Source organism: Amycolatopsis sp. NPDC059235, from assembly GCF_042754125.1.
Taxonomy (GTDB): domain Bacteria; phylum Actinomycetota; class Actinomycetes; order Mycobacteriales; family Pseudonocardiaceae; genus Amycolatopsis; species Amycolatopsis albidoflava.
The window spans coordinates 2,128-15,719 of record NZ_JBHZAG010000147.1; the positions used below are offsets into that span (position 1 = coordinate 2,128).

Sequence of the window (13,592 nt, forward strand, 5' to 3'; positions counted from 1 at the left end):
GGGTATGTGCGGCCGCCACGGGGGGCCTGGGGGCGGGCGCGGGGCACCTTGGGGCCGGCGTCGGCGTGGGTTTTATTGCGGGTTTTACCGGGCATAAACACTCACGATCGCCAGTAGATCAGCCGACCTGTTCCTTGGCCGGGGCAGGCGCGCCGAGCGAGAGCGTCGTCGACCGCGTGGTCAGCGAAATCAAGGCCGCGGCCAGCGTCGACACCGCCAGGAAACCGAACGCCGCGGCGAACCCGAACCGGTCCGCGAGCCAGCCCATCACCAGCGGAGCGAGCACGCCGGCGAGCTGGCCGCCGGTGTTGACCAGGCCCATCCCCGCGCCGACCAGATCGCGCGGCAGCACGCGCAGCGGCAGGCCGACGATGCCGATCGAGGCGAGACCGCTGATGAACATCGCGACGGTCTGCAGCACGGTGAACCCGGTCGCCGAATCCGACAGCAGCATCGCGACGAGCACCCCGGCCGCGGCGACGAGCGCGGGCACCACGAGCCAGCGCGGCCGGTGGTCGAAGTACCGGCTCATCAGCCATCCGCCCAGCAGCACCGCCGCCGCGCTGACCAGCTGCGGGATCGCCGCCGAGATCCCCGCCGCGACCAGCGACAGGCCCTTCGTCTCGACCAGGTACGACGGAACCCAGGTGATCATCCCGTAGGCGAGCATGTTGAAGCAGGCGAACATCGCCGCGCAGCGGATCACCAGCCGGTTCCGCAGTACCTGCGACACCGGCACCTTCACCGGGGCGACGCGCGCCTCGGGTTCGGTCAGCTCTCGCGGCAGGGGCGCCGGCAGCAACCGCCACAGCAACAACCCGACGACCAGGCCGGCCACCGCGACGATCCAGAACGTGTGCCGCCAGCCCGCCGCGACCACCAACGGCGCGACCAGCAGCGGACCGAGCCCGGCCCCGACCGAGTTGGACGCCAGCAGCAGCCCGGCGCCGCGGCTGCGGCCCTCCTGGGTCGTCCGCTCGGCAAGCGCCTTGAACGCCGCGCCGGGGAACAACGCCTGCGCGAACCCGAACGCCGCGCGCAGCACCAGCAGCACGACCAATCCGGGCGCGAACCCGGTGGCGGCGGTGAACACCGACCACGCCACCAGCGAAATCACCAGCAACGGCCGCGCGCCCACCCGGTCCGCGAGCAGCCCGCCGGGCATCTGCCCGAGCAGGTAGGCGATCGCGAACGCGGACACGACCAGCCCCTGCGTGGTCTTGGAAAGCCCGAACTCGGCGCCGATCAGCGGCAGCGCGACCGCGATCATGACGCGGTCGATGTAGTCGATGATGAAGACGCCGACCAGCAGCGCCAACGTGGTCCGTTCGGTCCGCCGCACGACCGGGGCGGAACTCGGAATGCTCACCGTCGGATCCTCCTTGATTCGGCGATGCCGCATTGTGCGGTCATGGACCCCCTCCGCGGCTTCGTCGGATCCGCCGAATCCCGGGCCCGGGCCTCAGCGGATCCGACGAAGAGCCGGATTCGCCGAGGTACCGGCGGCCGGAACCGGCCGTTCGGCGGCGGAACGCGGCGGGGTTCCCTACGCTGGCGAAGCTGACGACCGCGAGCGCACAGGGACGGTGGGGATGGCCGAGGGGCGACCGGACACGATGATCGGCGGCCGGTACCGGCTGATCAGCGAACTCGGGTCCGGCGGTTTCGGACGGGTGTGGCGGGCCCACGACGAAGCCCTCGACGTGAGTGTCGCGGTGAAAGAGATGCGGCTGCCGCCGTCGTCCAGCGACGCCGAGCAGGCCGACCGGCTGAAGCGGGCCGAGCGGGAGGCCCGGCACGCGGCCCGGCTGCGCGACCATCCGAACATCGTGGCCGTGCACGACGTCGTAGTCGAGGACGGCGTCCCGTGGATCGTGATGCGCCTGGTCGACGGCCAGACCTTGGCCGACCGCCTCGCCGACGGCCCGCTCTCCCCCGGACAAGCGGCACCGATCGCGGCGGCGCTGGTGGACGCGCTGGGCGCCGCGCACGACGCGGACATCGCGCACCGGGACGTCAAACCCGGCAACGTCCTGCTGACCGAGCGCGGCCACGTGCTGCTCACCGATTTCGGGATCGCCACCCACGACGCCGACACCCAGCTGACCTCCACCGGCATGTTCATCGGCTCGGTCGAATACACCGCCCCGGAACGGCTCGAGGGCCACGGCCGCGGCGCGGTCAGCGACCTGTTCTCCCTCGGGGCCACCCTGTATCACGCCGTCGAGGGCGTCTCACCGTTCGCGCGCGACACCGCGAAAGCGACGATGGCCGCGATTCTCTTCCATGAGCCCCCGCCACCGCGGCGCGCGGGCGCGCTGACCGATCTCATCGCCCGGTTGCTGGCGAAAGATCCGGCCGCCCGGCCGTCCTTCGCCGAGGCACGGGAACTGGCCGCCGCGGCGAACTCGCCCCGGCAGGAAACCCGGGTCGAGACCGTTCGGCAGCCGGTCGATCCGGAACCTGTGCCGCCGCGTCAGAATGCGGACCGGCCGCGAATCATCGCCGGGACCATCGCGACCGTTTTCGGCGTGGCAATGGCCGTCGTGGTCACGATGATCACCCTGAGCGGGGCGACGCACGCCGACACCCGGGGAGACGCCCTCTTTCCCCCGGCGTTGATCGCCGGGGGAATCGCGTTCCTCGTGGGAGTCGGCCCGCGTACCTGGCCGATCCGGCACTCCAAGCCGATCGCCTTCGGCGCGAGCATGGCCACGTTCGCGGTGCTGCTCGCGCTGTGGCTGCCGAACATCGCTGTCGGCTGAGCTTTTCCGTCCGGACACCGAACGGCGGGGCCGGTCGCTCCAGCCCCGCCGTATAGGTCGTTATACACCCAGCTTACGCGCCCGCGAGTCCCCGGCGCTTCAGCAGCGGCTCGATCTCCGGCGCGCGGCCGCGGAAGGTCGCGAACGCCTCCATCGGGTCGACGCTGCCGCCGAGGCCCAGCAGGGTCGACCGGAAGTGGTCGCCGTTCTCCCGCTTCAGGCCGCCGTTCTCGGTGAACCACTCGACGGTGTCCGCGTCGAGCACCTCGCTCCAGATGTAGGAGTAGTACCCGGCGCTGTAGCCGCCCGAGAAGACGTGGTTGAAGTACGTCGTCCGGTAGCGCGGCGGGACGCTTTCCAGTGCCACGCCCGCCTTTTCCAGTGCCTCGGCCTCGAACCGCTGCACGTCCTCCACCCGGTCGTCCGGGCCGAGCCGGTGCCACGCGAGGTCGAGCAGCGCGGCGGCGAGGTACTCGGTCGTGCGGAAGCCCTCGCCGTACTGCTGCGCGGCCTCCAGCAGCTCGACCTGCCCGGCCGGCAGCGGCTCCCCCGTCTCGTGGTGCTTGGCGTAGTTGGCCAGGATTTCCGGCCAGAACATCCACATCTCGTTCACCTGCGACGGGTACTCGACGAAGTCGCGCGGCACGTTGGTGCCGGTGAAGGTCGGGAACTCGACGCCGGACAGCAGCGAGTGCAGCGCGTGCCCGAACTCGTGGAACGCAGTACGCACCTCGTCCAGGGAGAGCAGGGTCGGCTCCCCCTCGCGCGGCTTGGTCACGTTCAGCACGTTGACCACGACCGTGTGCCGCCCGAGCAGCCGCGACTGGTCCACGAAGTTGTTCATCCACGCGCCGCCGCGCTTGGAGTCGCGGGTGTAGTAGTCCATCAGGAACAGGCCGAGCCCGCTGCCGTCGGCGTCGAAGACCTCGAAGATCCGCACCTGCGGGTGGTACTTCGGCAGGTCGTTCCGCTCGGTGAAAGTCAAGCCGTACAACCGGTTCGCCGCCACGAACACTCCGTCGTGCAGCACCCGGTCCAGCTCGAAGTACGGCCGCAGCGCCGCGGTGTCCAGCTGGAAGCGCTCGCGCTCCACCTTCGACGCGTAGAAGGCCCAGTCCCACGGCTGCAGCGTCGCGCCGGGCACGTCGGCTTCCAGCAGCTTCTGCAGTTCCGCGGCCTCGGTGCGCGCGTTCGCGACCGCCACCGGCGCGAGCCGCTCCAGCAGACCGCCGGCGGCCTCGACGGTTTTGGCCGTCTCGTCCGCGATCACGTACGCCGCGTGGTTCGGGTAGCCCAGCAGCGCGGCCCGCTCGGCCCGCAGCCGCGTGACCTCCTCGACGATCGCGTTGTTGTCATAAGCGTTTCCGCGGTTGCCGCGCGACACCGAAGCGGTGAAGAGGCGCTCGCGCACCGAGCGGTTCTCCAGCGACGCCACGGCCGCCTGCGCGGTGGGCAGCGTCAGGGTCAGCACGTACTTGCCCTCGAGACCGCGCTCGGCCGCCGTCTGCGCCGCCGCCGCGATCGCGCTTTCGCCGAGACCGGCCAGCTCCGCGGCGTCGTCGAGGACGACGGCGAGTTCGTTGGTGTCCCGCAACAGGTTCTGCGAAAAACGGGTCTGCAGCGTCGAAAGCTGCTCGTTCAGCGCGCGCAGCTTCGCCTGGTCCGCCTCGGGCAGCCCGGCTCCGGCCCGGCTGAAATCGGTGTAGCGGCGCTCCAGCAGCCGCAGCGCCTCCGTGCTCAGCCCCAGCTCCGAGCGCTTCTGGTACAGCGCGTCGATGCGGGCGAACAGGCGCGGGTTCAGGTGGATCGCGTCCTCGTGCGCGGCCAGCTTCGGGGCGAGCTCGGCCTGGATCTCCTGGACCTCGTCGGTCGCGTTCGAGCCCGAGATGTTGAAGAACGTGCCGGACACCCGCGTCAGCAGCGCCCCGGCCCGCTCCAGCGCCGCGATGGTGTTCTCGAAGGTCGGCTCGGCCGGGTCGTCGGCGATCCGCTCCACGTCGGCCGCGTGCTCGGCGAGACCGGCCTCGAAGGCGGGCCGGTAGTGCTCGTCGGCGATCCGGTCGAACGGCGGCAGCTCGTACGGCAGGTCGCTGGGGACGGCGAACGGGTTGTCCGGGGAAATCATTCGGGTTTGCGCTCCTGGTTCTCCACAGGGTTCTCCACGTGGTTCCGCCCACCCTACGGGGTTTGGCATCCGACGGAAGGACTGTCGATCGTCAGCGGCCCGTGCTTCCGCCGACGACGGCGTCGCTGGAACCCTTCTTGCCGCGGCCGCGTTTCTTGGGCGGCGGCGGCACGATCCCGGCCAGATCGCCGCCGTGTTCGTTCACCCGGAGCACGAACGGCCGCGTTTCGGTGTAGCGGACGACCGACACCGCGGCCGGGTCGACGACGATCCGCTGGAAGGCGTCGAGATGCTGGCCCAGCGCGTCGGCCAGGATCGACTTGATCACGTCGCCGTGGCTGCACACGACCCACACCGCGTGGTCGCCGTGCTCGGCGGTGATCCGGGCGTCGTGCGCGCGGATCGCGGCCACCGCCCGCGCCTGCATCTCGGCGAGCCCTTCCCCGCCCGGGAAGACCGCCGCCGACGGGTGCGCCTGCACCACGCGCCACAACGGTTCCTTCACCAGGTTCTTGAGCTCCCGGCCGGTCCACTCGCCGTAGTCCACTTCGGACAGCCGCGGTTCGACGACCTTGTCCAGGCCCTGCGCGGCGGCCAGCGGCGCGACGGTCTGCTTGCAGCGCAGCATCGGCGACACCACCAATTCGGACACCGGCACCCCGGCGAACCGCTCGACGAGCGCGGCGGCCTGTGCCCGGCCGGTGTCGTCCAGCCCGACCTTCGGGGTGCGCCCGGCGAGGACGCCCGAGCCGTTGGCCGTGGACTTTCCGTGCCGGAGCAAGATGACCGTACTCACGACGCCACCCTAACCGGTGATCCGCGCGTTCAGCCGCCCGCGGGTCCCGCGTTCGGGTCGAGCACGCCGCCGAAGACCAGGCCGAACAGCACCACGCCGAGTACGACGCGGTAGATCACGAAGGGCACGAAGCTGCGCTTCTTGATGTAGGCCATCAGCCACGCGATCACCAGGTAGCCGACGCCGAAGGCGACCAGCGTGGCCAGAATCGTCGGCCCCCACTGCGCGTTCTCGCCGTTCTTGCCGATGTCGGTGAGCTTGTACAGCCCCGAGCCGAACACGGCGGGCACCGCGAGCAGGAACGAGTACTCGGCGGCTTCCGAACGCGTGTAGCCCATCAGCAGACCGGCGCTCGTCGTGCCGCCCGAACGCGAGACGCCGGGGATCAGCGCGAGCGCCTGCGCGAAGCCGTAAACCAGGCCGTGCGGCACGTTCAGATGGTCCAGCGTCCGCTGCTGCTTCGCGGTCCGGTCGGCGAACAGGAGGATCAGGCCGAACACGATCAGCGTCGTCGCGGTGATCCGCAGGTCGCGGAAGGCCTTGTCGATCTCGTCCTGCAGGAGCAGGCCGAGCACGACGATCGGCAGCGAGCCGACGATGATCAGCCAGCCCAGCCGCGCGTCCGGGTCGCGCCGCCAGTCCGGGCGGTAGAGCGAAAAGAACCAGGCGCGCAGGATCCGGCCGATCTTCGGTCCGAAGTAGAGGATCACCGCGAGCTCGGTGCCGATCTGGGTGACCGCGGTGAACGCCGCGCCCGGATCGCCCCAGCCCGACAGCGCCGCGACGATCCGCACGTGCGCGCTCGAGGAGATCGGGAGGAACTCCGTGAGCCCCTGCACCAGCCCCAGCACCAGGGCCTCGAACCATCCCATCAGGCCGCTCCCGCCGGTTCGCCCGCCCGCACGGGGCGCAGTCCGATTCGCACGATCGGGAACCTATCGGGTGGTTCCCGGCGGTTCCCGGGAGGGCGCCGGTGCGACACGAGGTCACCTTCGTCCGGTCGCGGGGGGTGCGCCCACTAGGCTCGGCGGTCGTGGAAAAGCGACAGCTCGGCCGGTCGGGACTGCGGATATCGCGGATGGCCCTCGGCACCATGACGTGGGGCGGCGACACCGATCCGGACGAGGCGGCCAGCCAGCTGGTCGCGTTCGTCGACGCGGGCGGCACGCTCGTGGACACCGCCGACCTGTACGCCGGCGGCGAGGCCGAGCGGATGCTCGGCGAACTGCTGTCGGACCTGGTCCCGCGCGAGGACATCGTGCTGGCCACCAAGACTGTCGCCCGGCGCGGAGACGGCCCGTTCGGCGGCGGAGCCTCGCGCGGCGCACTGCTTTCCGCGCTCGAAGGCTCGCTGCAGCGGCTTCGCACCGACCACATCGACCTATGGCAGCTGCACGCGTGGGATTCCTGCGTGCCGATCGAGGAAACGCTGTCCGCGCTCGATTACGCGGTGACGAGCGGCAAGGTCCGCTACGTGGGCGTCTCCAACTACGCGGGCTGGCAGCTCGCGACGGCCGCCTCTCTCGCCACCGTGCCGCTCGTGTCCGGGCAGTTCGAGTATTCGTTGCTGGAACGCGGCATCGAACGCGAAGTCGTCCCGGCCGCCGAGCACCACGGCATCGGCGTGCTGCCGTGGGCTCCGCTCGGCCGCGGCGTCCTCACCGGGAAGTACCGCACCGGCACGCCCGCGGACTCGCGCGGCGCGTCCGCCGAGTACGCCGGATACGTCGAACACCACCGCACCGAACGCGCCGCGCGGATCGTGCAGGCCGTCGTGACCGCCGCCGAGGGGCTCGGCACCTCGCCGCTCGCGGTGGCGCTCGCCTGGGTCCGGGACCGGCCCGGCGTAGCCGCTCCGGTCGTCGGAGCGCGCGACACCGGGCAGCTCACCGGCTCTCTCGCCGCCGAGGATCTGACCCTTCCCCCGGCGATCCGCAGCGCGCTGGACGACGTCAGCAGCGTCGACTTCGGCTACCCGGAACGGGGCACCCGGTGAGCCGCAGGTGTCGGGTCGGTGACACGGGCGTGACGGTTCGGCATTCGGAGAGGATGCTTGAGGGACCTGTTCGCCGGAGCTTTGCTGGAGGTTTCAAGGTGCGTCGGCTCACCGCCGCGTCGCGGATCGCGATCCCGCTGGCCGGTGCGCTCGCGCTGTCCGCCTGCTCGTCCTCGGCCGAACCGAAGGACAATCTGCAGGTCGTGGCCAATCCGACGGCCGCGAAACCGGCCGTCTCCCCCGCCCGCGCGGTCCCGCCGGCCGGGCAGGTGCTGCCGATGCCGGTGGTGTCCGCGATCGCGACCGACCAGCAGAGCCACACCCTCGTCGTGGCCCTCTCCCAGCCGCCTGAGCTGCGGCTTTACGACCTCGGCTCGCTCGGCGCGCCGAAGAAGACCGTCGCCCTGCCCGGTCCGGCGGAATCGCTCAGCGTGTCCGGCGGCCAGGCGCTCGCCGGAGTCCCGGGCAAGGGCGTGCTCGCCCGCGTCGCGCTGCCGAGCGGGCAGCTGACCGCCGAGAAGGTCGCCGGACAACCCGCCGCCGGAACCGCCGACGGGCCGGACACACTCGTCGCGGTCCGCGACCGCAAGGCCGTCGAGGTGCTGACGAACGGCGCGGTGGCGAAAACGATCACCGGACAGCTGTACAGCGCCGACGACGTGGTCAACACCGGCAACGGCGTCGTGGTCCTCGACCGGCTGCGCACCGCCGTGTTCAGCGTGGACGTCCAAGCCGGAACCATGGACGAAGGCCTGCGCGCGGGCGACGGCGCGGCCAACGCGATCGCCGATTCGTACGGCCGCGTGCTGGTCACCGACGCACGCGCGGGCGCGCTGCTCGCGTTCTCCACCAACCCCCTGATCCTCCGCCAGCGCTACCCGGTCCCGGGCGGCGCGTACGGCATCGCCTACGACGCGAAACGCAGCCTGGCGTGGATCACCCTGACCGCCCGCAACGAGGTCGTCGGCTACGACGTCCGCGGCGGAGAGCCCGTCGAGAAATACCGATTCCCGACCGTGCGCCAGCCGGACACGGTCGGCGTCGACGACCAGAGCGGCCGCGTGTTCGTCGGCTCGGCCGCCGGAGAAGGGACCCAGGTGATCCAGCCATGACGACAGTCGACGAGGCGGTGGTCGAAGGGGATTGGGAGTATCGCCGCCTGCGCCTTCCCCCCGCGGTGTCCCGGCGCGCGGCGATGATCCAGCTTTCCATTCACGCCGAGTTCGCGGGGTGGGAGCTGCGCACAGTGCGGTTGTACGCGGACGGCACGCGGCGGGTATGGCTGCGCCGGAAGCGCACCGCGGCGGACCACTCGACAGGGCTCGCCACCTGACCTGCTTGACTGTCCGTTATGCGCAAGTTGGTCTACCTCGTCGCGTCCACGCTCGACGGCTTCATCGCCGCGCCGACCCGGGAGGACCCGACCGGCTCGGTCTTCCAGTTCGAAGGCGACCACGCCGAGCCGCTGCTGCGGGAGTACCCGGAGATGGTGCCGACCCATCTGCGGTCCGTGCTCGGCATCGAGGACGCCCCGCACCGGCATTTCGACACGGTCGTCGAAGGCCGCGTCTCCTATCAGATGGGCGTCGACCTCGGCGTTCCGGACGCGTACACGCATCTGCGGCACTACGTCTTCTCCCGCACCATGACCGAGGCTCCCGGCCCGGCGGTGCAGGTGGTCAACACCGACCCGGCGGAGAAGATCCGCGAACTGAAGAAGGAAGACGGCAAGGACATCTGGCTCGTCGGCGGAGGCGCGCTGGCCGGGGCGCTGCGCGACGAAGTGGACGAGTTGCACCTGAAGCTGTACCCGGTGGTCATCGGCTCCGGCGCGCCCCTGTTCGATGCCGGGTTCTCGGTGGACAGCTACCGGCTCGCCGACAGCCGGACGTTCGAGAGCGGCGTCGCCTTGTTGCGGTACGCGCGGGCCTGAATCGGGGCATATGGCGTGGTGGACGAACCGGTGACCCCGGTTTTCGACACGGTCAGGTGAGCGCGGCGATCCACTCCGCCCACTTGGCTTCCTCCGCCGCCACATCGACCTCCGGCGCGACGATGTGGTGCGTCGCCACCAGCGGGCCGCGGAAGCCTTGCATGAAGCAGAAAAGTCCCTCATCGGTACGGATTCCGACGGTCTGGTCGTTGACCGCGTACAACACACCATCAGACCCGGCCAGCCGAACCTTCGCGCCGACGGTCAACTCGGCAACGCCCAGTTCCTTCGCCACCGCAGCCCACAACGCAGACCAGTCCGCGATCACCCTCGACCCAAACGCGGTAATCGGCTTCGCAGTACGGCCCGGAAAGTGCTGCACGAACTCCACCAGGTTGCGGAAGAACAGCGCGCCGCCCGCCTGCATGGCTTCGAACTCGTCCGCCCAGTCGTCGCCGGGCAGGAAGCCGCTCGTGACGCAGCGGATCACCGAGCTGCCGCCGTCGCGGCCCTCGACGAGGAATTCGTAGGCGATCCGGCGTCCGTCCGGCTCCGGTTCACCGCCGTAGGCCAGGCGGTTCGGCGGGTCCCACGCGGTGATCGCGTGCGTCGGCTCGTAGGCGGCGAACGCTCCGCGCACCGCGCCGCCGGCCCCGCCTTCGACTTCGTTGCGGCCCATGAACCAGGAGTCGATGCCCGGCCCGGTCGCGATCGCGGCCCAGACCTGCTCCGGCTCGACCGGGATCTCGGCGACGTCGATCTCCCGGAATTCCTTACCCATGCCCGTTTTCCTCCCCCATCGGCACGCTCGGGTGCACGGCAAGCACCACCCGGTGCGCACGGCCGTTCTCGGCTTTTTCGTCGTGGTACTTCCCCACCAGCGTGGTCACCGCGGTCGCCAGTTCCTCCGCGAACGCGGCGCGGTCGGCCGCCGAAGCGAACCGGACCTCGCCGTCGAGCGCGAAGGTGGCGACGCGCTTTCGCGCTTTCGCGGCACCGGTGATCAGGATTCCTACGTCGCGCACCAGCCGCCCGGCGACCGCGAGCAGCCAGCGCGCGGAGAGCCGGTCCGGAGACTGCGCCGGGTCGGGTTGCACGGCCGCGAGCGCAGACGGCGAGATCACGTACGACGACGCGGTCGCCTGCATCATCCGCTCGGTGACGTTGCCTTTGCGCCGCTCCTCGACCAGCTCCACGAGCCCGTGCTTTTCCAGCGCGCGCAGGTGGTAGTTCACTTTCTGCCTCGGCAGGTCGACGCGGGCGGCCAGCATCGTCGCCGAGGCAGGCCGCGCCAGTTCGGCCAGCAGCCGGGCGCGGACCGGGTCCAGCGACACCTCGGCCGCGGCCGCGTCCTCGATCACCGCAACGGGAAACATGCGTCCCATCGTCGCGTCAGAACACTCAGCTTGTCAAGACAGATTTTGTTGTCGGTGGACCTCGTTGACGACCGAGGCGATCCGCGGGACCACCTGCGCGGCGGCCTCCAACGGCACGACGTGCCCGACGCCGGGCAGCACCACGGCGTATCCCTGGGCAAGCCCGCGCACGAACTGCTCGACGTCGGCGGGCGCGACGATCCGGTCCCGCTCCCCCACGATCGCCGTCACCGGCAGGTCTCCGGCCAGCGTCAACGCGGCCTCGCGCGCATAGGCGTCCAGCGCGGGCCGGAACTGCGAGATGGTGTGCGGCCAGTTGCCGCGGATCATCTTGACGGTCAGCTCGACCAGGTCCGGGTCGGGATCGTCGCCGAACAGCCACCAGCGCAGCCCGGCGCTCACCGCCCGGCTGGTGTGCTCGCGGACCAGGCCGTACAGCTTCGCGCCCAGCACCATTTCCAGGTCCTGCGCGACTTTCCCGAGCGCGTTGGGCCAGGCCGCGGACGCTTCGGTGGCGATCCGCCCGGACGACGTCGACAGCAGCACCAGCCCGCCGGCGCGCGCCGCGAACAGCTCGGGATGCCGCTGGGTCAGCGACATGACCGCGAGCCCGCCCATGTCGTGGCCGACCAGCACGACGCGCCCGTGCGGGACGGCCTGTTCGATCACCTCGGCGAGGTCGTCGGCGAGCTGGCCCATCGTCGCGGTGCCGCGCGCGGCCCGGCCGGATTCGCCGTGCCCGCGGTGGTCGTAGCTGAGCACCGCGAGCGGATGCTCGACCGCGTCCGGCAGCACCGGGGCGATCCGGCCCCAGCTGCGCTGGTCGAGCGCGTAGCCGTGCAGCAGCACGACAGTCACGGCCGCCGCCGGGTCGCCCCTGCGCACGAGGTGCAGGGGCGTGCCGTCGGCGAGCCGGAACTCGGGCATCAGGACGAGCGGAGGAACCGGTCCAGGACGCGGACGCCGAACTTCAGAGCGTCGACCGGGACGCGCTCGTCGACGCCGTGGAAGAGCCCGGAGAAGTCGAGGTCAGCGGGCAGTTTCAGCGGCGCGAAGCCGAAGTTGCGGATGCCGAGCTGCTGGAAGGACTTCGCGTCGGTGCCGCCGGAGAGCATGTACGGCAGGGTTCGCGCGCCCGGATCCTCGGCGAGCACCGCGGCGGTCATGGCGTCGACGAGCGCACCGTCGAACGTCGTCTCGACCGGCGGCAGCTCCATCCATTCCTTCTCGATGTCCGGCCCGAGCAACTCGTCCAACTCGCGGTCGAACGCCTCGAGCCGCCCCGGCAGGATGCGGCAATCGACGGCGGCCTCGGCCACCGACGGAATCACGTTCGACTTGTAGCCCGCGGTGAGCATCGTCGGGTTCGCGGTGTCGCGCAGGGTCGCGCCGATCATCCGGGAGATGTTGCCCAGCTTCGCGACCGCGCCCTCGAGATCGTCCTCGGGGAAGTCCCAGCCGGTGATCTCCGTGACCCCTGCGAGGAACTCGCGCACGGAATCGGTCAGCACCAGCGGGAATTGATGCTGCCCCAGCTTCGCCACGGCCTCGGCCAGCTTGGTGACCGCGTTGTCGCGGTGGATCATCGACCCGTGGCCCGCCGTGCCGCGCACGCGCAGCTTCATCCAGCGGATGCCCTTCTCGGCGGTCTCGATCACATACGCGCGGACGTTGTCCTTCAAGGTGATCGAGAAGCCGCCCACCTCGCTGATCGCTTCGGTGACGCCCTCGAACAACTCCGGCCGGTGCTCGACCAGCCACTGCGCCCCGAACTTGCCGCCCGCCTCCTCGTCGGCGACGAACAGGAACACGAGATCGCGCGGCGGCACGATATTGTTGATCTTGTAGTGCCGGGCCAGGGCCAGCGTCATGCCGACCATGTCCTTCATGTCGACCGCGCCGCGCCCCCACACGTAGCCGTCCTGGACCGCGCCCGAGAACGGATGCACCGACCACTCGGCCGGGTCCGCCGGGACGACGTCGAGGTGTCCGTGGATCAGCAACGCCCCGCGACTGGGATCCGCCCCAGGCAGCCGCACGATCACGTTGTGCCGGTCCTTGCCGCCAGACTCGACGTAGGTGATCTCGTACCCGGCGTCAGTCAGCTTCTCCGCGACATACTCAGCCGCGACACGCTCCCCCACGAGGGTTTCGGGGTCGCCGGTGTTGGTGGTGTCGATGCGGATCAGCTCGCTGGTAAGCGTGACAGCCTCGTCCGCGGCGGCGTCGATCAAGTTCGGTTGGGTCACCGGCCATTCCTATCATCCGCCGCAGGAAGACGCCGCCGTCCCGGCGAGCGGAACCGGCACCGGGCGCGCCGAGCAGAAGTCCGTGAGGGAATCAGGAGCCCCTCCGGGTTCCCCACACGACCAGGCATTCCCTCAAGGAGCCCCTCACGGAACCAGATTCCCTCAAGGAGCCCTTCACAGAGCACGCCGCGCCCGCGCACCCACCCATCGAGGCACCCAGCCCCTCCCCCAACCCCGATACGAAGCCTCCCTGCGGTTCGGGGGTGCTTGTCAAGGCATCTTTCCCGCCTTGACAAGCACCCCCGAACCGTCAGCACAATCAACCTTCGGGGTGCCCCACGCAACCAACGGA

At 70.5% G+C, this 13,592-nt stretch carries 13 protein-coding genes; 5 read left to right on the top strand and 8 right to left on the bottom strand.

Annotated features, from left to right (window positions below; translation table 11 throughout):
* Positions 1-118 precede the first annotated feature (118 nt).
* Positions 119-1,369: an MFS transporter gene (locus ACFXI3_RS45120; protein WP_378408244.1), complete on the bottom strand. Its 1,251-nt coding sequence runs from the start codon at positions 1,367-1,369 to the stop codon at positions 119-121.
* 223 nt (positions 1,370-1,592) lie between these two features.
* On the opposite strand from ACFXI3_RS45120, the gene ACFXI3_RS45125 reads away from it, so the two are divergent.
* Entirely contained in the window at positions 1,593-2,765 is a 1,173-nt protein-coding gene (locus ACFXI3_RS45125) for a serine/threonine-protein kinase (RefSeq protein ID WP_378408246.1), read from the top strand.
* Positions 2,766-2,838: 73 nt separating this feature from the next.
* Here ACFXI3_RS45125 and ACFXI3_RS45130 read toward each other — a convergent pair whose 3' ends face one another.
* The 3 genes from ACFXI3_RS45130 to ACFXI3_RS45140 all read right to left on the bottom strand — a co-directional run bounded on the left by ACFXI3_RS45130 (position 2,839) and on the right by ACFXI3_RS45140 (position 6,558).
* On the bottom strand, positions 2,839-4,890 hold the full coding sequence (locus ACFXI3_RS45130; RefSeq protein WP_378408248.1) for a M3 family metallopeptidase: 2,052 nt from the start codon (positions 4,888-4,890) through the stop codon (positions 2,839-2,841).
* Positions 4,891-4,981: 91 nt separating this feature from the next.
* Positions 4,982-5,686, bottom strand: a complete 705-nt coding sequence (locus tag ACFXI3_RS45135) for a histidine phosphatase family protein (protein ID WP_378408250.1) — start codon at positions 5,684-5,686, stop codon at positions 4,982-4,984.
* Between the two features lie 29 nt (positions 5,687-5,715).
* Positions 5,716-6,558 carry an undecaprenyl-diphosphate phosphatase gene (locus tag ACFXI3_RS45140; protein ID WP_378408252.1) on the bottom strand — a complete coding sequence of 281 codons (843 nt, stop codon included), beginning with the start codon at positions 6,556-6,558 and terminating at the stop codon, positions 5,716-5,718.
* A gap of 161 nt (positions 6,559-6,719) precedes the next feature.
* Between ACFXI3_RS45140 and ACFXI3_RS45145 the strand changes: the two genes are divergently transcribed.
* The 4 genes from ACFXI3_RS45145 to ACFXI3_RS45160 all read left to right on the top strand — a co-directional run bounded on the left by ACFXI3_RS45145 (position 6,720) and on the right by ACFXI3_RS45160 (position 9,615).
* On the top strand, positions 6,720-7,682 hold the full coding sequence (locus tag ACFXI3_RS45145) for an aldo/keto reductase (protein ID WP_344275477.1): 963 nt from the start codon (positions 6,720-6,722) through the stop codon (positions 7,680-7,682).
* Positions 7,683-7,780: 98 nt separating this feature from the next.
* Complete coding sequence (locus tag ACFXI3_RS45150) at positions 7,781-8,794, top strand: hypothetical protein (RefSeq protein ID WP_344275480.1); 1,014 nt, start codon at positions 7,781-7,783, stop codon at positions 8,792-8,794.
* Positions 8,791-9,015, top strand: coding sequence for a DUF5703 family protein (locus tag ACFXI3_RS45155; protein WP_344275483.1), 225 nt, complete (start codon positions 8,791-8,793; stop codon positions 9,013-9,015). Before ACFXI3_RS45150 ends, ACFXI3_RS45155 begins: the two co-directional genes overlap by 4 nt.
* An 18-nt stretch (positions 9,016-9,033) precedes the next feature.
* Positions 9,034-9,615: a dihydrofolate reductase family protein gene (locus ACFXI3_RS45160; protein ID WP_378408255.1), complete on the top strand. Its 582-nt coding sequence runs from the start codon at positions 9,034-9,036 to the stop codon at positions 9,613-9,615.
* Between the two features lie 52 nt (positions 9,616-9,667).
* On the opposite strand, the gene ACFXI3_RS45165 is transcribed toward ACFXI3_RS45160, so the two are convergent.
* From ACFXI3_RS45165 to ACFXI3_RS45180, 4 genes are read right to left on the bottom strand one after another with little or no spacing between them, the layout of a single operon-like run.
* Positions 9,668-10,396, bottom strand: coding sequence for an SRPBCC family protein (locus tag ACFXI3_RS45165; RefSeq protein ID WP_378408257.1), 729 nt, complete (start codon positions 10,394-10,396; stop codon positions 9,668-9,670).
* Positions 10,389-10,991: an ArsR/SmtB family transcription factor gene (locus ACFXI3_RS45170; protein ID WP_378408259.1), complete on the bottom strand. Its 603-nt coding sequence runs from the start codon at positions 10,989-10,991 to the stop codon at positions 10,389-10,391. Before ACFXI3_RS45170 ends, ACFXI3_RS45165 begins: the two co-directional genes overlap by 8 nt.
* Before the next feature lie 33 nt (positions 10,992-11,024).
* A complete protein-coding gene (locus tag ACFXI3_RS45175; RefSeq protein WP_378408261.1) occupies positions 11,025-11,918 on the bottom strand; it encodes an alpha/beta fold hydrolase in 894 nt (297 codons plus the stop codon).
* The gene (locus ACFXI3_RS45180; protein WP_354751235.1) at positions 11,918-13,240 is read right to left on the bottom strand and encodes a M20/M25/M40 family metallo-hydrolase; all 1,323 of its coding nucleotides are present in this window, start codon (positions 13,238-13,240) and stop codon (positions 11,918-11,920) included. Before ACFXI3_RS45180 ends, ACFXI3_RS45175 begins: the two co-directional genes overlap by 1 nt.
* Between the last annotated feature and the right edge of the window lie 352 nt (positions 13,241-13,592).

Bases quoted from the DNA above. Each gene is read 5' to 3' on its own strand.
- ACFXI3_RS45140 (WP_378408252.1), bottom strand. From the start codon at position 6,558: ATGGGATGGTTCGAGGCCCTGGTGCTGGGGCTGGTGCAGGGGCTCACG.
- ACFXI3_RS45125 (WP_378408246.1), top strand. From the start codon at position 1,593: ATGGCCGAGGGGCGACCGGACACGATGATCGGCGGCCGGTACCGGCTG.
- ACFXI3_RS45170 (WP_378408259.1), bottom strand. From the start codon at position 10,991: ATGTTTCCCGTTGCGGTGATCGAGGACGCGGCCGCGGCCGAGGTGTCG.
- ACFXI3_RS45155 (WP_344275483.1), top strand. From the start codon at position 8,791: ATGACGACAGTCGACGAGGCGGTGGTCGAAGGGGATTGGGAGTATCGC.
- ACFXI3_RS45165 (WP_378408257.1), bottom strand. From the start codon at position 10,396: ATGGGTAAGGAATTCCGGGAGATCGACGTCGCCGAGATCCCGGTCGAG.
- ACFXI3_RS45175 (WP_378408261.1), bottom strand. From the start codon at position 11,918: ATGCCCGAGTTCCGGCTCGCCGACGGCACGCCCCTGCACCTCGTGCGC.
- ACFXI3_RS45130 (WP_378408248.1), bottom strand. From the start codon at position 4,890: ATGATTTCCCCGGACAACCCGTTCGCCGTCCCCAGCGACCTGCCGTAC.
- ACFXI3_RS45160 (WP_378408255.1), top strand. From the start codon at position 9,034: ATGCGCAAGTTGGTCTACCTCGTCGCGTCCACGCTCGACGGCTTCATC.